The organism is Alkalibacterium pelagium, from assembly GCF_900109325.1.
Taxonomy (GTDB): Bacteria; Bacillota; Bacilli; order Lactobacillales; family Carnobacteriaceae_A; genus Alkalibacterium; species Alkalibacterium pelagium.
In genome coordinates this window covers 186,130-205,808 of sequence record NZ_FNZU01000003.1, presented here as the reverse complement: position 1 = coordinate 205,808, position 19,679 = coordinate 186,130, and the positions used below count along the sequence as shown (strand labels likewise).

Genomic DNA, 19,679 nt, shown 5'->3' with positions numbered 1-19,679 from the left:
GATGAAAGCAATTATATTAGCAGCAGGCTATGCGACCCGACTTTATCCTTTGACGAAGGACCGTCCCAAGCCCTTACTTGAAGTAGCAGGGAAATCCATACTGGATCACATTATAGAGAAAATGATGAACGTAAGTGAGCTTGACGAAATCATTATCGTAACAAACGACAAATTTACCTCTCATTTCGAGAAGTGGCTTGATAAAGTTGACTACAACAAGTCGATATCTGTAGTCAATGACGGCACGTTGACCAATGATACCCGTCTAGGGGCTATTGGTGATATTCAATATGTGATCGATAACCATGGTGTGAAAGATGACCTCATGATTCTTGCAGGAGACAACCTGTTTGATTTTGAACTGTCTGACTTCGCTGATTATTTTAATGAAAAGGATTCCGACTGCATTACAGCATACTTGGAAGAAAATAAAACCCAGCTCAAACGGGCAGGTGTAGTTAAATTGGACAACATGGATAAAGTTCTATCTTTTGAAGAAAAGCCTCAGCATCCTAAATCTAGTTACTGTGTGCCGGCATTTTACTTATACAAAAAAGAAACTCTGCCGCTAATCAGACAGTATCTTGATGAAGGACACAATCCGGATGCGCCCGGCCATTTCGTACCTTACCTATTGAATAACAGACCAGTGCACGCCTATCGCTTTGAGGGCAAGCGGTATGATATCGGGACCGTCGAGAGTTATGAACGAGTGAAAGGGATATTTGAAGGAAAGTAAACTCTGATTTTAATCACTATGCTTATAATCAAATACAGAGTTTGCTCTTATTAGTTAAACTAACCTAAACCATGTGGTATTAGAGAACACTTATTAATTTATACTACGATTACTTGCAAAAACTAAGATAAGTTGTAATTCCATATAGCAGCCTGATACCTGAGATAAATTGGTATCAGGCTATTTGTATGTTACCTCAAATAATTAACGTTCACTTCCACCCGAAGGATAATATTTATTTTCAAAAAAATTTAAATTTCTATATACCTCAATTAGTGAATAAATTTAAAACTCTGTATTATTATCATTTATCACGATTTAAATTAGAAGAATTGACTTACAGATCTTTGTATTAAATTTATCATATTTGATATTATCAATAATGAATAATTATATTTCCGTCTATAGTTTTATTCAAATGTTAATAGTCTAATTGTGACATTTTATTGAACGTTTAAGTGGTAATATTTATTAATAATTCTTCGAGGTATCTACAGATGTTGTATCTTATGCTATTCTAATATCTATAGCGAGTTATTAATATGAATGAATAAATTTAAGTTGAATATAACTATGATTTCAAAGTAATTATTATATCTTATTCGACCTTATTAATATTTGATTTACTTTAATTTCGTATTAACAGTACTTAGCAATTAATAGCTTATATTATTTATTCTCATTTATTATTTAACAGGAGGGATACATATGTACGACTTGCATTGTCACATACTACCAGGAGTAGACGACGGCTCAAAATCAATAGAAGAATCAATTAAAATGGCCAAATTAGCAGTATCAGAGGGCATTACACATATACTGGTCACGCCACATCATCAGAAACAAGATTGGATCAATGAAAAAGAAACAGTAGTCCAGCGTGTGAATAATCTGCAGGCTGAACTGGATGACAGAAATATTGATTTGACCTTATTTCCGGGACAAGAAGTTAGTCTTTACGGGGATCTCTTAGAAGATATAGAGAAAGATAAGATATTGTATACGGATGAAGGTAATACGTATATTCTAGTTGAGTTTCCGACTGGAGTCATTCCTCATTACGCTGAACGTCTCTTCTACGAACTTCAATCTAAAGGTAAAACCCCTATTATTGTTCATCCTGAAAGAAATCATGCCATTATCGAACACCCAAATCGTTTGAAAAATCTTATAGATAAAGGTGCTTTAGCTCAGTTGACAGCCGCGAGTTACACGGGAAAATTTGGAAAGAAAATCGAGAAACTGAGTAAGCAATTAATTGAGGCGAATCTCGTTCATTTTATAGCTTCTGATGCTCACAATTCTACAAACAGGAAGTTTCATATGAAGAAGGCTTATGAAAAATTATTGAAAGAGTACGGCCGGAGTAAACGTAATGAGTTTCACCAGACTACAAAAGACTTGCTCAACGGTGAACCAATTATCGTACCTGATGCCCAATATATACAGCGGGGCACTCTGTCTAAGTTGTTAAAAAGGAAGTAAACAGATTTTTTTCAATAGGGAAATTAACTCTATTGTTGAAGGTTAATTCAGTTATTAAATAGCAAGGGTTAGTTATGAAAACAGATGATTCAGGCTTAATGCTTCTTAAACTTTATTTTTTTATACTTCCTTCTGGCTAAAGGCAAATCTAACCCAAATCGGAAACTAATTTTTTCAGAAATTATGTTTAAATTTAATTGCTCATATTATTTGTCTGCTCATGTAAGTTAAAAATCAAATAAGATCCACCAGGATAATAATTAACAAATTTTCTGGTGGATCTTATTATTATACCGATTCTATATTTTAGGCTTAACAGTATATTTCTATTTGTTATTCATTGAGTTAAAAAAAGGCTAATCAAGTCTTATATAGCAGTTCATACATGTTATCCTTTTTTTATTTTTGCAGATAAGATAAAATTAGTAAATAAAGTTACTTATAAGTTATTTGCCCAACATAATGTAGTCATTGGCACAACTTATAACGAAAGTCTGAGTGCGTCTACTGCTGAATCTGCAATTGGTAACGAATACAAGTTTTATTTTTTTGGAAAGTCAAATACAATTAGTTAAGTACTACATGTGAACGATAAACCTTTATAAACAATAATAAGCAAAATGGCAATAGGAACAGTAGAGTAAATCTATCGTTAACAGGAACAAATTCAATTCTATAAATGAATCGACTTAATTATAGGGAAGGTGAGGGTATGAAAGAAATTGGAGGCTATTTTCAATTAGATCAGCTGATAGATGAACCTTTTCATAAAAATCTAGTTGAACTCAATACAGCCCGGAACGCTTTATTGTACCTAGTCAAGTCAAAGAACATAGGTAAAGTACACCTGCCGTATTTTTTATGTGACTCTGTATCGAATATATTGAGTAAAAATCAGATTGAGTATGACTACTATGAAATAGATAGAAACTTCCGTCCCATTTTTAATGAACAGTTAAGTGATAATTCGTACTTATATATAGTGAACTACTATGGACAGTTCACAGATGACGAATTCAGAGACTATAAATTCAAGTACGGTAATGTCATAGTAGATAATACGCAGTCTTTTTTTCAAAAACCTATTGAGGGCATAGATACACTTTATTCGTGCAGAAAATTCTTTGGTCTGCCAGACGGCGCTTATTTATCCACCGATACTTTTTTAAACGAAGACTTAGAAGAGAGTCAATCAAGTTCTCGTATGAATCATATTCTAGGAAGGTTTGAAGGGAAAGCATCAGACTACTATATAGAATATAAGAAGAGTGATGCTGACTTTGATGAATTACCAATAAAATCTATGTCCAAGCTTACCAGGAACATCCTGGGCGCAATTGATTATAAAAATGTTTTGGAAACAAGAAATACAAATTTTGAATATCTGCATAATCATTTAGAGCAAACTAACATACTGGAGCTTCATTCACCCCAGGGACCCTTTGCTTATCCCTATTATGTAGAAAACGGAATTGAAATAAGAAAGAAATTAGCAGAAAAAAAGGTATATATCCCCACCCTGTGGCCGAATGTGTTGAAAGACAATGAATCAGATAGCAATGAATTTGATTATGCAGCGAACATTCTACCTTTACCATGCGATCAGAGATACAGTCTGACAGATATGGACACCCTGCTGAAGGAGTTGACTTTATGTATAGATTAAGAGAACTTGAAAGAGAGGATATTCCAGCAATCAATTCATGGCGCTCCGATAAAGATCTTATAGAGAGTCTTGGCGCTCCTTTTAGATACATCAATAAAGAGGTAGATTATAATTGGTTTGATAATTATCTGACAAATAGAGGGAATAATATAAGGTGTTCCATACTTAATGAAGCAGATCAGTTAATTGGTCTGGTCAGTCTGACTAACATAGATCGTCTTAACCAGTCTGCTGTCTTTCATATTATGATAGGGAAATCTTCAAAAAGGTCCAAAGGCATAGGATCCTACGCCACAAACGAGATTTTAAACCATGCATTTTGTGACATGAATTTGAATCGTGTTGAATTATCTGTATTGGCTAGTAATGAACGAGCCATAGCCTTGTACGAAAAAGTAGGATTCAAAAAAGAAGGCGTTGAAAGACAAGCTGTTTTTAAGAATGGCAGGTTTGCTGATATGGTCAGTATGGCGATACTGAAGGATGAGTTCTCACCGGATGCGGATCTATAAGATAGACCTCTGGTCACTCGATCAGGAATGCCTACATATAGTGAATCTTTAGATCATTGGGCAGACAGGGACATGTTTCAGCAGTAAAAATGAGAGTTTAATTTAGAGTGCGGGTGTCACTTTTATATATAATTCGTAAATTAAAAGGATCAAGGAGACTTAATCATCTCTTTGATCCTTTATTCTATTTAGGACAGGCTTTACTATTTTCTTTTCTTGCCTTTTTTCTTACGTTTGGCCTGTTTTTTTAAGTACTCGAGTCTAGCTTTCTTCTGGTCTTCAATACTTTCTGCTTTTTCAAAAGAAGAGGAAGCTGAGTGAGAAGTCGTTTTTGACTGGCTGTTTGAAGTCGTCTGTTTCTTTGGTGCTTCTTTCTTAGGCTCGTCAACTTGTACACTTGACTCATTGTCCTCAGCTGAGACTTCAGCAGATATTTCTGCCGGAACCCAAAGCTGTCCATCTACATTGTAAGCTAAACCATGTTCCACTAACTTCAAGATATTTTCCAGGCTGTCATCAGACAGGTTATCATCATATATATTCAAAGACTCATCAGCATTTACTACTGATTCTGAATAAAATGATTGTAAGTCAGAATTAGAGTCTAGGACATCTTTTTGTGCAGTTTCCATCCACTCAGTTAAAGCTTCAACAATCTCTGCTTTTTTCCAGCTCTTGGCAATGTCCAAATCGTGATGCTCGATAAAGTGAGTAAGCTGTTTTTTAGTGTACTGATTATTAGCGGCTTCCGTAGATTGCTCCTCGGGCGCCTTTTTGATTTCCAACTGCTTAGCAGTCTCTAGGTGTTGCTTGTTCATATTCAATTTCTCCTTTTTAGCTGATTTACAAAGTGTACCATAAACAGGGTGCATGATAACAGGGATTTGGGTAGTTTTTAATTGATAATTAAAGAAGTGAAATACTATATGCATAGGTTTGAGGTTTCTAGAAAATTGGAAGCACGATTCTCAGAATGATTGAGTTATTTTGAATACCTGTTATTAAAAATCGATTACGTAATATAGTGTGCAATAGGATGTATTTAAACCTTTTAGATACAATTGAGCATATATAATACCGCATAAAATTAGAATTTACTAATCTTTGTGAAAATGCTTTAATTCACTTTTGAGTATGCTATTATATCCCTAAACACGAACTAAATATTATAAGGTTACGACGTTCGTACGTGTTTAATTGTTTAAGGAGTGATGTAATGAGTGATAAAAGTACAAAATGGATACTTAGTTTACTATCTTCAACCATGCTTTTCGCTGCACCAGCAGTAACCTTTGCTGAACAGGACGAAGAGCAGGAACAGGACGTGGCAGAAGTTACAGCCACTGAGTCATCAGATAACTTTGAGATGACTATTTTCCATACCAATGACATACATGCAAGCATCGATGATTTCGGTCGCTTATCATACTTTTTAAATGAGCAGCGTGACATCTTGGATAACACACTATATTTGGATGCTGGAGATATATTCAGCGGAAATCCGGTAGTGGATCTGCAGGACGGTGAGCCGCTGATCAACTTATTAAACGCGGTAGATCTTGATCTTATGACAATCGGGAATCACGAGTTCGATTATGGACAGGACGTGTTTCAGTACAGAAGAAATGAATCCAACTTCAATTGGATTTCAGCTAATACTCGTGTAGTAGATCCGTCAATTCCAATTGCACAACCTGATCCATATGAAATCTTTGAATTTGGCGAATTTACTGTGGGTGTCCTGGGATTAACAGAAAGTCCTCCTGCAACAAATCCGGCTGGACTAGTAGGACTCGAATTTGATGGATACACGGAGACTGCTCTGAACTATGAATACTTAAGAGATGAGGTGGATATTTTCATCGCTTTGACTCATATCGGTATCGCAGCGGACAGACGTTTAGCCGAAGAAGTGGAATTCTTTGACCTGATCATTGGCGGGCATTCTCACACGTCATTGAACGAACCAGAGGTCGTAAATGGGACACCAATTGCTCAATCGGGAAGTAATGCACGCAACGTGGGGGTCCTGAACTTGCTAGTTGATGGCGAATCTGGAGAAGTCTCAGTTGACGGTCGCTTACAACCCGTTGCAGATGTGGACGGGATAGACAGCGAGGTTCAGTCAATGGTTAACCAGTATAACGAAGAAACTGAAGAGCTGCTTTCTGAAGTACTTGGTCTTACTAATACAGGTTTGAGCAGAGATGATCGCTGGCTTCGGGACGTCGCTTTAGGAAATATGATTACGGATGCTGTCAGAACATTTGCCAACACGGATATTGCAATCACTAACAACGGCGGAATCAGAGCCAGCATAGCTGCGGGCGACATTACCGCAAGAGATATATTTACTGTTGATCCATTTGGAAATCATATTACTATTCTTGAAATGACTGGACATGAACTGCAGGAAGTCATCGCTTATTCATTCCACAGATCTCTAAACAGCTACGGGCCTCAGGTAGACCTTCAGACTTCAGGACTGAACTATATCATCTATACGGATGATGAGGGTCTTTATGCGGATTCTGACCTATTTATTAACGGTGAACCGATGAATATGGATCAAACATATAGAATCGCTACAAACAACTTCATCGTTACTGGTGGAGACGGGTATGACTTTTCAAATGCCAGTATCATCACTGAAGATGCTGGTCAAGTAACCAATGCACTCATTCAGTATGTACAGGATACGACTGCAGCTCAAGGTGCTGTAGACTACGAACCAACTGAAGGGCGTATTCAGGTCTTGCCATTAGCTGAACAGTCTCCGGAAGAGCCAGTAGATGATGAAGAAGATACTGATGATCCGGAGGTTCCAGAAGAAAATGAAGAGGATCTCGATGACGAGGTTGAAGAAGAGGAACCTGAAGTACCAGCTGTTCCTGTAGAAGACGATAACGACGAAGAAGTCGAAGTACCAGAAGTCATTGAAGAGGATCAGGAAGAAGACACAGTGGTTCCTGCACCTGTAGATTCAGACGATGAAGATCAAGATGATGATGTCGATTCAGAAGTAGAGGCAGCAGAGGGGGAAGAAGGCGAACGCCTACCTGAAACTGCGACCTTAACATGGACGATCGGACTAGCAGGACTAGGAAGCGTCGCTGCTGGAGCATCTGCTCACTTTATTAAGAAGAAAAGGTAGGTATCAGACGAAGGTCAATATAGTTTAGCTGATTTCAAACACCATGATGTGTCTCGCATATGAGACGCATCATGGTGTTTTTACTTTCTTATCAATTATATACAACCAGAGAGTAGATGAAGCTGGACTTATAGAAGTGCTAAAATATTGTCATAGCAAACCGCCCATTTTCACTATATGATAGACAATAGAGAAAACGCTATCGAAAAGAGGATGACTTAAATGAAAATGAAGCGATTTGAACACAATATCAGAAAAGAGCTTATAAAGGGATCGCTGATTACAATCTTTCTTATGATGATGCTAGCTGTTGTATTGCTGGGGGTATATAGAGTCAATATGAGAAATCACCGACTGAACAATACAACTCAAACTTTTGCTCAAGTCGTCCCTGAAACACTCTCGACAATCGATCAAAAATTCTATCGAACTAATACTGATTTAATCGAGCAGTATATATCGGGAGCGGGCAGTATCGAGACCAGTCAGATTTACCGGCTGTTCTATTCTTTTAACTCTCAGAAGCAGATTAAGAGTGATCTCCTATTGTTTGATAATAATTTTGATGTGAGGTTGTCTACAAATAATGCTTTCGACGACAACTATGCTTTTCATAACTACTTATATATTGTCACCGAAAATGAAAAGATAGATGGGTTTCAAAATCTTGTCAGGGTATTCAGGGCGAACAATGGCGATACTTATCTAATTTATCTTCACCCCTTTCTGGAAGATAACGAGCCATTAGGATATGGCGTATCTGTCATTAACGGGAAAGAGCTCCTGCCTATTGGACAGGATGTATTGGCAAGTTACGTCATTTACGATAACTACTCAAATGTCCTTTCTTCGAATACGGATCAGGTGTATCGACATACTGGCAAGCTGGAACAGGATATCTTTGTTAAGGAAGGGGCACAAGCCGGCGTACTGTTTAATGACTACAAATTATTCGATAACTTGACTGTCAGAGCTTTTCTATCCAATGAACCTCAGATGACTGTCCTAGTTTCAAGTGTGGTTCTGCTAATTGTGGCGACTATATTCATCGTATTGTTTTCAGTCTACTTCTCGAGACGGGTATCCGCTCGAACAGGGCAGTCTCTTTACTTTTTGAATAGTGAGATGGAGCGTGTCAAAAGCATACCTGGTTACTTGATCAAAATAAAAACTGAGGATGAATTTGAACATCTAGCAGATGATATAAACAATATGGTTGAAGAATTGAGAACGAGCCATGCCAATTACGTGAAGCTCAATCAACTCAGTATAGACATGGAAAAGAAAAAACTGGAAGCTCAGTTTCATCCCCATTTTCTGGCCAACACTCTGGAAACCATTCGATCTGCTATGTATATCGACACAGAACTTGCAAACGAAGTGCTGTTAAGAATGAACAGCCTCTTACGTTATAGTGTGGATGAGCAGAATGAAGGCACGACTTTATCGGAAGATTTGGAGTATGTCAAAAACTATTTAGCCATTAATGAGATACGTTTTGAGGACTTCAGCTATGAACTTTTAGTTGATAAGAAGCTTAATAATATTATTGTACCTAAATTGTTTCTCCTTCCTTTAATTGAAAATAGCTTGAAGTATGGATTTAAGTATAGACGAGATTTAAAGGTTAAAGTTACGGCAAAACTCACGGACGAAACTGTCATTATTCGTGTCATAGATAACGGACATGCGCTGGAAGATAAGGACAGGGAAAAAGTGACTAAACTGCTGGGTCAGACTGAAGAGACAAGTTACCATCACGGATTAAAAAATACGAAACAGCGGATTCAACTGGTGTACCCAAATGCAGAATTCAATTTGTTTTCAAAGATGAGCTGCACAGTGAACGAGATCAGAATAAAAGGAGGCAAATATGTATAAGCTATTAATAGTAGAAGATGAGAGATTGATACGTCAAAGACTAGTTTATGGTATAGATTTCACAGAACTGGACTGCGTAGTGATTGGAGAGGCTAGGGATGGAAAAGAAGGGAGTGACATGATTCAAGAACTGAGTCCGGATATCGTTCTCACTGACATTAATATGCCAGTGATGACTGCTTTTGATATGCTCGAGCAGACAATCAGTCACACTTACAGCACGATTATTTTATCGGGGTACAATGAATTCTCAAATGCACAGAAAGCAATTAAATTCGGAGTGACTGAATTTGTGGTTAAACCATTTAAAGAAAGTGACATTGTGGAAGCAATTCAACGTGCAAAAGAACAGGTCGATGAACAACGGTATTTAAAACATTTACAGAAGTCTGAAACAATGGAACATACAGCAATTTATAACTTACCCAAAGCAGCATTTGAAGATCCAATTGTGGGAGAAATGATTGATTATGTCCATACTCACTTTTCTAAAAAAATCATTTTCGGTGATGTAGCGAAAGAAATCGGATATAGTCCAGCTTTGCTGCATGACAAATTTAAGAAGGAAACGCAGACGACGTTTAATGACTACCTGAACCGATACCGAATCAATCAGTCCATTCAGATGCTGAGGAAGGAAGACAAAAAGCTATATGACATCGCCTGTGACTGTGGGTTCAGTGAGTACAAATATTACAACAAAGTATTTAAGAAATACGTGGGTATCAGTACGAAAGAATTTCTGGACAAATTATAGTATTTTCCCCAAAAGTATAAAATAGTAGGATTTGAAAGCGTTTAAACGTCTGACATAATGAAGGCAACAAATAAAAGGAGTGGAGAACATGAATAAAAAAATGAAATGGCTTTTGGGGATCTGCAGTGCGACGGTATTAACTTTAACTGCCTGCAATAATGGTGGAGATGTAGATGGTCAGGCCGAAGAAACAGGAGATGGGAATCAGTCATCGGACAGTTTAGTTATATACTCTCCTAACTCAGAAGGACTGATCAATGCAACTATTCCTGCATTCGAAGAGCAATATGGAGTTACAGTAGACCTGATTCAGGCTGGGACAGGGGAACTCTTCACTAAACTTGAAAGTGAGAAAGATGCACCAGTGGCAGACATTATCTTTGGTGGGGGTTATTCACAGTTCTCAATGAGTGAGCATTTATTTGAAGAGTATGTTTCTGAAGAAAATGACAATGTCATTGATGAGTATCAGAACACATCTGGTCTATATACACCATATACATTGGATGGTAGTGTCCTGGTAGTCAATCCTGATCTTGTGGGAGATATTGAGATTAACAGCTATGAAGATCTGCTGCATCCAGACTTGAAAGGACAGATTTCATCTGGAGACCCGGCAAATTCATCTAGTGCTTTTGCTCAGCTGACGAATATGCTGGCGGCAAAAGGGGGCTACGAGTCAGATGAAGCATGGGACTTTGTCAAAGACTTGTATACAAACGTAGATGGAAAAATCAGCTCCAGTTCAAGTAATGTGTACCGTGCCGTTGCTGATGGGGAAATGGCTGTCGGCTTATCTTATGAAGATCCAGTTGCTAAACTGATCGGTGATGGTGGAAATGTAGAAATTGTCTATCCTGAAGAAGGTGTTGTATTCCTTCCTGCGAGTGCGGCTATAATCAAAGGATCTCAGAATAGAGAAAATGCCGAGCGCTTTATCGATTTCATCATTTCCCAGGAAATCCAGAATGTGTTGTCTACTACAACGACGAACAGACCGGTTAGAGAAGATGTGGAGACAAATGACAGCATGGAAGCATTTGGAGACATTAATTCTATCCAGGAAGATATGGACTATGTATCAGAGAATAGAGAAGATATCGTCCGTCGCTACAACGACATTTTTGTAGAAATCGAATCAAGCAGATAAAAGGGGAGAACTGGGTATGAGTCAGATCAGTATTAAAAACGCCAAGAAAATATTCGACGAAACAGTTGTCATTCCCGATTTGAATGTCAGTATTCCTGAAGGGTCCTTGTTTACATTACTAGGACCTTCGGGATGCGGTAAAACGACACTGCTGCGTATGATAGCTGGATTCAACTCAATTGAGGGTGGAGATTTTTTCTTTAACGAGAACAGAATAAATGATCAGGATCCGAGCAGACGTAATATCGGTATGGTGTTTCAGAATTATGCTATTTTCCCGCATCTTAGTGTTCGTGAAAATGTGGAATTCGGATTGAAACAGCGTAAACTGAAAAAAGATGAGGTCCGGTCCAGAGCTGAAAAGTATCTCAGGCTGATTCAGATGGAAGAGTACATGGACCGGAAACCGGAACAGTTAAGCGGGGGACAGCAGCAGCGTGTGGCACTGGCTCGCGCACTGGCGATCAACCCCGATGTCCTTCTTATGGATGAGCCGTTAAGTAACCTTGACGCCAAGCTTAGAATTGATATGAGACAGGCTATCAGAGAGATTCAGCGTGAAGTAGGGATTACGACTGTCTATGTGACACATGATCAGGAAGAAGCGATGGCTATTTCCGATCAGATTGCTGTAATGAAGGGTGGAGTTATCCAGCAAGTGGGCAAACCGAAAGAACTTTATCATCGTCCTGCAAATGAATTTGTAGCTACCTTTATCGGTCGAACCAATATGCTCGATGCTGAATTGGATATGGTAAATGGAGTTCCTGTCATAACTTTTGAAAATGGGTACAGCCTGCCGATGCCTAAATTAACTCATATTGAACCACAAAATGTGAGAATAAGTATTCGTCCAGAAGACTTCAATCGCGTAGAATCTGTTGAAGAGACTTTTGGAGCAGTGATAAAAGACAGTATCTATCTAGGTCTAAATACTGAATATATGGTCGAACTCTCTAACGGGAAATTTATCCAAGTAACAGAAGAATCCAGCTTTGACGAAGATCTGAATGCAGGAGATATCGTCAACTTTAAAATCAATCCGAACAAAATCAATGTGTACAATTCTGAAGGTACGATTAATCTTACGGAGGTGAGATAATGGCTACTAAACAGAATGAACTGAATGGATTGGCAAAAGTAGATCCTACAGCTATGGCAGGTCCAACTCAGAAAAAACGCTTTAGACTGGATATCTGGAGTATCTCAGCTATAGTTATCCTCATCACGTACGTCCTGTTTCTTGTCTACCCTGTTGGAAATTTACTTAAGCAGTCTGTATTTACAGAAACCAGTGGACTGACTATTGAAAATTTCACTCGTTTTTTCTCGATGAGTTATTATTCTGGCACACTATTCAACAGTTTTAAAGTGTCGATAACAGCGACAGTCTTCGCACTGATTTTGGGTATTCTCTTAGCCTACCTGTTCGCTATGTTTGAGTTCAGAGGGAAAAAACTTTTGAGAATTCTAATCATTATTGCATCTATGTCCGCACCTTTCATTGGCGCATATTCATGGATTCTACTTTTAGGAAGAAGTGGCCTGATCACACGTTCACTAAGTAATCTATTTGGCATTCAAATGCCGGATATTTATGGTTTCTCAGGGATTGTACTAGTGTTTTCTCTCCAGCTATTTCCATTGATTTTTCTTTACGTCAACGGTGCGTTTAAAAGCATCGATCAATCCATACTTGAAGCAGCAGAAGGTATGGGTGTAACAGGAATCAATCGATTCTTCAAAGTCGTGCTTCCCTTGCTCATGCCAACCGTTCTAGCAGGCGCCTTGCTTGTATTCATGAGAGCATTTTCTGATTTTGGTACTCCCATGCTGATTGGTGAAGGGTATCGGACTTTTCCTGTTCTGATTTATACTGAATTTATCAGTGAAGTCGGAGGAGACTCGGCCTTTGCCTCTGCATTAGCTGTTATAGCTATCTTTATCGCCCTGACTATTTTCTTCCTGCAGCAGATGGTCGCCTTGAAGTATTCATTCTCGATGAACTCACTGCACCCAGTACGTACGAAGAAAGTATCCGGCTTTAAAAAAGTTATGGTGTATGTCATCAGCTACGGAGTAGTATTTACTGCAGTTCTGCCTCAGCTGTATCTTGTCTATACTTCGTTTTTGAACACAAGTGGTATGGTGTTCCAGCCAGGCTACTCGTTGAACAGTTACCGCGAGGCATTTTCAAGAATGGGAAATTCAATCATTAACACAATTAGAATTCCTTTACTGGCTATCACAATTGTCGTAATCTTTGCAGTATTTATATCTTACCTTGCTGTCAGAAGAAGAAATCCTCTCACCGCGACGATCGATACACTAAGTATGATTCCTTATATCGTCCCGGGAACTGTGCTGGGAATTGCTTTCCTGACTTCTTACAATACAGGGGTCGGTGGAACAGGTCTACTGACAATTACTGGAACGACTTTCATCATGGTCGTTTCCTTGGCAGTTAGACGATTACCATACACCATTCGATCATCAGTGGCTGCTTTGCATCAGATATCGCCGTCTATTGAAGAAGCTGCACAGAGTTTAGGTAGCAGCAAGATCAATACATTCTTTAGAATCACTGTTCCTATGATGATGCCAGGGATCATTGCTGGTGCGATACTCAGCTGGATCACAATGATATCTGAACTGTCAACTTCTATTCTGTTGTATACAGTTAATACGCGAACCGTTACTGTTGCCATCTACACGGAAGTTATTCGTGGAAACTATGGTATAGCAGCTGCATTATCAACTATATTGATGATCTTCACCGTCTTGTCACTCCTTTTATTTATGAAAGTCTCAGGGAAAGATGAGATTAGCTTATAATAGAAACATCTCAGGCCTGTAAATGTCTGAGGTGTTTTTTATTACAATCGTTTTTGAATGTGCGCTCTATTATGTGTAAAAAGCTCATAAGCATATATTTGAATTAAAGAATTTTATAGTATAAAAAAAGTCTAACAACTTGAAAACGATTATATAATCGTGTTAAATCTGTTATAATAAAAGCAAGTTTATAGGTAGAAGGAGATCAAGATGGAAGAATTGAACATAATAAAAAATGAAATTAATAAAGTGAAAACGCACTATTCAGATTCTCTGCTATTGGGACTAGTCAACTTGAACACTACTCAAATCGATCACTTAGAGAAACGAGCTGTAACTTCTCTTCGTAGTTATAGTCAAAAAGGTCTTCTTAGAGTAGAGGAAAGCTATTATTTGTCTCTTTATGCTGTTCACTATGCTAAACATTTATATAGCAGTGGACGTTATTGGGAGGATCTATCGTCCACTTTGGGTTTCGATGAAGGTATTATAAGAGAGGCTTTTATCACAGCCATGAAGTATACATACAAGAAAGAAAAATGGGCATTTTACAGGACAACTCGCAATGAATATGTAGAAACCATCCGGATGCACAGCGTAATAGGAAACGATCACTCTGGAGATAATATTATCTATGGATTTTATTTAGTTTATTTGAAAGATTTTGAGACACAGGTTACTAAGGAAAAACTGGATTTGTTTTTCCCTTATTTAAAAGAAATCTTTCAGCCATTCGAATCGACTGATGAGGGTGAATATGTCAACACATATAATGGAATAGCTTACGTGAGAGGACTTATGCCGAAGTCTTTTGCGCGCGCTTTCAACATTAATGATCAGGCAGTGGGCGCACTCATCGAGCAGATGTTTATATATTTTGATACGCTAAATAATAACACTTTGCTTCCGGCATCTTTTGATGGTTACCTGAAAAAGAAAATAGAGGCAAGTATGGCAAGTAATAATAACTTTATCAATGATTATACCAAGCCCTTAGTAAAAAACAGAAGAAAGAACCAAGGAATAACCGAAGTGGTTACCCAGTCATATAAAGGAACAGAGATCAATATACCATCACACTTTATTGACTTTAAATCTAACGAGCGACATAAAGCAGATGTTATTTTCTACGATGGTGAAAAGGTAGTAAAACGTCTTGACTTAACTATTAAGGATGGAGCAATTGGATGGAGAAGTGAAGCAGCGACATTCCGACTGAGGTCGCCTCTTACACGATTCAGATATGAAATAAGGAAAATTTCATCTGGTGAGATTGTATACGATAGTGGCAGTAAATTCTATACTAAAAACAGGAAGGTTGACGCTAATAGCATTGAAACTGTTAAGGAGGAAGTACCTGTCCTTCATAAAATACTCTCAAACAATAAAAAAGAACAGAAAAGTTTACACCATTTAAAAACAGGTGAAATATACTCTATAAAAACTCAAAAGAATGTCAAGATAGTGCATGCGCATACTGTGCAGCACAATAATGAGACAATATTTGTTATGAAAGATAAAACAGCTATATTAATAAACGAGGAACGCTACACGGCTAGAAACAATCATCTAATCGTATCAGTAAGCAATAATGAGTACCTTAGTACCATCAGTCTAGTCGACAACAATGAGTTGAAAAGAGTTTATTCAGGGAACTTAAGATTTAAAGTAAGACTTGGAGTTCCTTACGAACTGTCACAGTTGTCTGTCGATATTAATGGAGAAATAATCGACGGGACTGAGCTGAGACGAACCGTACTTAAAGAAGTCTCACTGTATAATGAAGGAGATTTTAAATTCACTTTTGACTTTTATGATTTATTCAAAACTGGTAAAAACACTCTGAAGGTATTCATAGGCTTAAACAATTTAAAACTGCCGATTGCTGACATAGAATTTTATTATAGTAATGCGGTTCCTTTTTCGTATGAGTGGGTGACATTTAATCAGGATCATTACATTAACCTTCAGTCGGATGCTCATCTGACTATTAACCAGACTAAAGATAGACAGATAACAGTTCAGACCAGAGATAATTCTTTAATATGGGCGTTGTCTTCAAGTAATGAGAAAGAAGAATCTAAAGTCATAGAGAGCAATGAGTTTATTCACTTGCCCTTAGTATCAGTAGAAAGAGGAATAGTATCCCAGGACGATAAGAAAGAGGTATTGCAGGAGGTATATGATTCGAGCTATCTGAAAACTGAGGATTACATCAAAGAATTAATTGGATCGATTGGAATCAATTCCTTTTTTCATCAGATTGCAGATGACAAAGAACAGATGATAAAGACACTGACTAACATATTGATGGAAGTTGATGGTTATTTTATTAAGTTAATTGTATCCGAGCTCCACCTGATTCTGAACAATAAAGTAGTAGAAGGATATATAACTGAACGATACATTCTTCCATTAATTACTTCGCTCAATTTAAGACACTTGAATAACACATACTACAAGGTATTCAGTCAGTTTCTTAATCAGATGAAAACTGATCTTTACGATACTGATCTACTCATAACATTTAAGCCTAAAGAAGGACAAATTAAATTAGATAAAGCTAGCAAATTGATTGTCAATGAGTTAAGTACACATAGAAGAAATAGAGCTTTTACTCTTTATAAAATTGCAGCTGACACATCTATGACTAGATATAAAACAATCAATTCTGTAAAGGACATGTACAAGAAGAATCCGAGCAGAAGCTACGAGGAATATATAGAAATTGTAGAGTGGTATAGAGAATTTCTCGTAGGGAACCCGATAGATATAACTAGTGTTCATACAGAGACATTCATAGACATGCTTCTATTCCATATTCAACAGACAGATGCTCTTCCACTCGCAGAGTATATGAATCGATTGGAAGCTTCCTCTCAACTAATTGATTCGGAGCATGGAGATATTAAAAAGTATGTTCGAACGAGACTTGTCGATATGGCAGAGGTATTTAATTTGGAAGTTACTGTTAGATAAGGATGGAAATAGAGTGGCGATATTATATTCACTGATATAGTTGAGGGGGTTTCATGAAAAATTTGATTTTTACTGAAGATTAATAGGTTCCATTCAATAAAAATTCTAGATGTAAATTTCAAGTTTAAGTTAGCCACCTGTTACTAAAACTTTCGTTCTTGTAGAAATTATTGAGTTGATTGGTTTGAAGCAGGTGAACATAGCCTTGTGCTAAGCACTATCGTGCTTAGGCCACTTGGGATAAAGAGCGAAGAGCTTTGGCAAAACAGGTATGAGGCGTTTGATAACCTAGTATCTTTCGGGGGTAGTCATTCATCCCTTGTTGGATTCTTAAACAGTGGGTTTCACTGAATGAACCGATTGCTTTCCCTTTTGGAATAAATCGACGAATAAATTTATGCTGGTTCTCGCGGGTACCTCTTTCACATGAGGTATAGGGATGGTTGAAGTACACCTCCAGTGTCTCTTGAAGCGCCTCGTGAATACCGGCAAACTCGGAGCCGTTATCAGAGGTGATAGTTTTAAATACTGTAGAAAACGTGTCACCCGCTCGTTCTCATAACTTACAGATTGCATGGTCAACGGACTCTTTATATTTGCCCTTGAGTATGAGGATGATTTCGAAGCGTGTTTGTCGTTCGACTAACGTTAATAAAACAGAATCGGTTTTCATTTTGATCCCAACGACTGTATCAATTTTCCAGTGTCCAAAGGTCTGGCGATCATCGATTTCTGAAGGACGTTAGTCAATGGAATGACCTAAAATACGCTTATTGGTGCGACTTCTATAAAAAGTGTCTTTTGGTTTGCTAGAGAGTTTTTCAAGTAGATCCATTTTAGTGGTTCTCATGATCCCTTTGTCAACCCATCCTTAAAGGTGGTGGTACAAGGAACAATAGCCGGATCAAACAAATCGTGTGTCAACGCAAATCCAACGACCACGTCAGGACACCATTTTTCCTGTAATAGTTTGTCATTTACCCATTCAATGAACGCAGCTGTATCTATCCATTTTTACCGACGGCCAGAGTGCAATCATTGTCTATCGTAAGCAGCTTGTCCGGCATCAGGATCGTAAACCGCTTTATAATAATTATAGACTTTCCCTTCTTGTATTTGACGTTTAAGCTGAGTGATGGTCCCGCGATGTATTTCATTATTGATTGTTTGCGGAACACGCCTAGTGCACTCGCAATCTGGCGGTTAGAGTAGCTTTCAGTCTTTAAAACTGCTATTTGCGCCCGTTCTGCATAAGATAAGTTTTTTCCCTTACGTGCTAATGTATTATCGTTAGAGTGCGTCATGTGAATTCATCCTGTCTATTGAGAGTTAGCGGTAACTTCAATAGACCATGAAATTCACGTGGCGTTTTTTTTGTTAGCCCAAGTGGCTAAATTCATTATAGAATCCAGCAAGTTATTTAGTTGTGGATATAACAAAGGAACAGGAGCGAAAATTTATTTTACGTTTTTGTTCCTTTATTATGGGGTTAATAGAATAGAACAACATCAAAAAAAGAATTATATTTATTTTATTATAAGTAGTTGGTTAATAGGTAGAATTTGCGTCACTTTAGTTAAACAGTTTTAATGGCTACAAACTTCATTTTGTACAGTGGAGAATGTAGTTCAGCATAGGAATTATAAGTCAGCTACACTCAATCTGCATTGGATGGAGTTCAAAGGAGATATTTTAACATGAGCTACACTTTATGCGCTACTCAAATTAAGTAAAGAAATGAAATTAACCTCAAACTTTACCGAATGATTTGACCACTGAGCCCCCCCCAACAAGTAATTGTATTGATAATTTGTTAGGGGCAGACTTTATACTATAAATACTGTATTTCATATGATACATGTTCAGATAATCCATGATCGCCATTTTGTTGTTGTTTTTCAATTATATTAATCATCCTAATTTGTACAAGTCACCCATACTTCTTCTGATGGTCTTTCTTACGTTTTAAATAGTCTTCATTCTCCCGCACGATGATCCACTTTTCCTCAAAAATTCGGGCAGATTCAGCTTTTTCTTCATCAATATCCCGTTCGTTTATATTACCATCTTTATCGTATTTTTTACCGCCTTTGTAATTGGCGTAACGTCTGGACCGGGTATACCCCATCTGAAGAAACTTCCTGGCCATATCCATGCCTACAAAGTCGTCAGCTTCCTGATAGTCCAGAAACATCTGATAAATTTTGTCAGACGATTCTTTGGCGATGTCCGGTGTCTTGAACCGCCAATGGGGAAGGATCTCGCTTTTATATGGTTCAACCATTAAAACACCTTGTTCGCCTCGTCCCACCCGGTACAATTCAGGTTGTTCTCGAAAATCTATGTTGTCAAAATCCATGTCGTAATCGAAAGCCATGGGGTCACCTCTCTTAAATTGCTTATTGTAAATTTAACACTACTGGATTTTAGTATTATGTTCAAGTTTCCTGTACTGAACTGGGTAGTCTCGTATGCAAAACCGTAGAACAGGTGAATCCATTAGTAAGACTAAAGTAGATAC

13 protein-coding genes and 1 pseudogene are annotated in these 19,679 nt (G+C 37.7%); 11 read left to right on the top strand and 3 right to left on the bottom strand.

Annotated features, from left to right (window positions below; genetic code table 11):
• The first annotated feature begins 1 nt into the window (after nt 1).
• From BMX79_RS04000 to BMX79_RS03985, 4 genes are all read left to right on the top strand, one after another.
• A complete protein-coding gene (locus BMX79_RS04000) occupies nt 2-739 on the top strand; it encodes a nucleotidyltransferase family protein (protein ID WP_091479372.1) in 738 nt (245 codons plus the stop codon).
• 708 nt (nt 740-1,447) lie between these two features.
• A complete protein-coding gene (locus tag BMX79_RS03995) occupies nt 1,448-2,224 on the top strand; it encodes a tyrosine-protein phosphatase (protein WP_091479370.1) in 777 nt (258 codons plus the stop codon).
• A gap of 712 nt (nt 2,225-2,936) precedes the next feature.
• Nucleotides 2,937-3,890 carry a hypothetical protein gene (locus tag BMX79_RS03990; RefSeq protein ID WP_091479368.1) on the top strand — a complete coding sequence of 318 codons (954 nt, stop codon included), beginning with the start codon at nt 2,937-2,939 and terminating at the stop codon, nt 3,888-3,890.
• The gene (locus tag BMX79_RS03985) at nt 3,878-4,402 is read left to right on the top strand and encodes a GNAT family N-acetyltransferase (RefSeq protein WP_091479364.1); all 525 of its coding nucleotides are present in this window, start codon (nt 3,878-3,880) and stop codon (nt 4,400-4,402) included. The genes BMX79_RS03990 and BMX79_RS03985 overlap by 13 nt, the downstream gene beginning before the upstream one ends.
• Nucleotides 4,403-4,605: 203 nt before the next feature.
• On the opposite strand, the gene BMX79_RS03980 is transcribed toward BMX79_RS03985, so the two are convergent.
• Nucleotides 4,606-5,220, bottom strand: coding sequence for a hypothetical protein (locus tag BMX79_RS03980; RefSeq protein ID WP_091479362.1), 615 nt, complete (start codon nt 5,218-5,220; stop codon nt 4,606-4,608).
• Nucleotides 5,221-5,618: 398 nt separating this feature from the next.
• Between BMX79_RS03980 and BMX79_RS03975 the strand changes: the two genes are divergently transcribed.
• The 7 genes from BMX79_RS03975 (at nt 5,619) to BMX79_RS03945 (ending at nt 17,158) form a co-directional block, all read left to right on the top strand.
• A complete protein-coding gene (locus BMX79_RS03975) occupies nt 5,619-7,556 on the top strand; it encodes a bifunctional metallophosphatase/5'-nucleotidase (protein ID WP_091479359.1) in 1,938 nt (645 codons plus the stop codon).
• Between the two features lie 222 nt (nt 7,557-7,778).
• On the top strand, nt 7,779-9,437 hold the full coding sequence (locus BMX79_RS03970) for a sensor histidine kinase (RefSeq protein WP_091479356.1): 1,659 nt from the start codon (nt 7,779-7,781) through the stop codon (nt 9,435-9,437).
• The gene (locus tag BMX79_RS03965; protein ID WP_091479355.1) at nt 9,430-10,194 is read left to right on the top strand and encodes a response regulator transcription factor; all 765 of its coding nucleotides are present in this window, start codon (nt 9,430-9,432) and stop codon (nt 10,192-10,194) included. The genes BMX79_RS03970 and BMX79_RS03965 overlap by 8 nt, the downstream gene beginning before the upstream one ends.
• Nucleotides 10,195-10,282: 88 nt before the next feature.
• Nucleotides 10,283-11,344: an extracellular solute-binding protein gene (locus tag BMX79_RS03960; protein WP_091479352.1), complete on the top strand. Its 1,062-nt coding sequence runs from the start codon at nt 10,283-10,285 to the stop codon at nt 11,342-11,344.
• Nucleotides 11,345-11,360: 16 nt separating this feature from the next.
• The gene (locus BMX79_RS03955) at nt 11,361-12,446 is read left to right on the top strand and encodes an ABC transporter ATP-binding protein (RefSeq protein ID WP_091479350.1); all 1,086 of its coding nucleotides are present in this window, start codon (nt 11,361-11,363) and stop codon (nt 12,444-12,446) included.
• 53 nt (nt 12,447-12,499) lie between these two features.
• Nucleotides 12,500-14,179 (top strand): ABC transporter permease, encoded by a 1,680-nt coding sequence (locus BMX79_RS03950; protein WP_091479478.1) that lies wholly within the window; start codon nt 12,500-12,502, stop codon nt 14,177-14,179.
• Between the two features lie 210 nt (nt 14,180-14,389).
• Nucleotides 14,390-17,158, top strand: a complete 2,769-nt coding sequence (locus tag BMX79_RS03945) for a hypothetical protein (protein WP_091479347.1) — start codon at nt 14,390-14,392, stop codon at nt 17,156-17,158.
• Nucleotides 17,159-17,384: 226 nt separating this feature from the next.
• Here the strand turns inward: BMX79_RS03945 and BMX79_RS12840 are convergent.
• Together BMX79_RS12840 and BMX79_RS03935 are read right to left on the bottom strand one after the other, a co-directional pair.
• Nucleotides 17,385-18,462: pseudogene (locus BMX79_RS12840) on the bottom strand (IS30 family transposase).
• 626 nt (nt 18,463-19,088) lie between these two features.
• Nucleotides 19,089-19,535, bottom strand: a complete 447-nt coding sequence (locus tag BMX79_RS03935; protein ID WP_091479345.1) for a DUF4385 domain-containing protein — start codon at nt 19,533-19,535, stop codon at nt 19,089-19,091.
• Nucleotides 19,536-19,679: the final 144 nt, after the last annotated feature.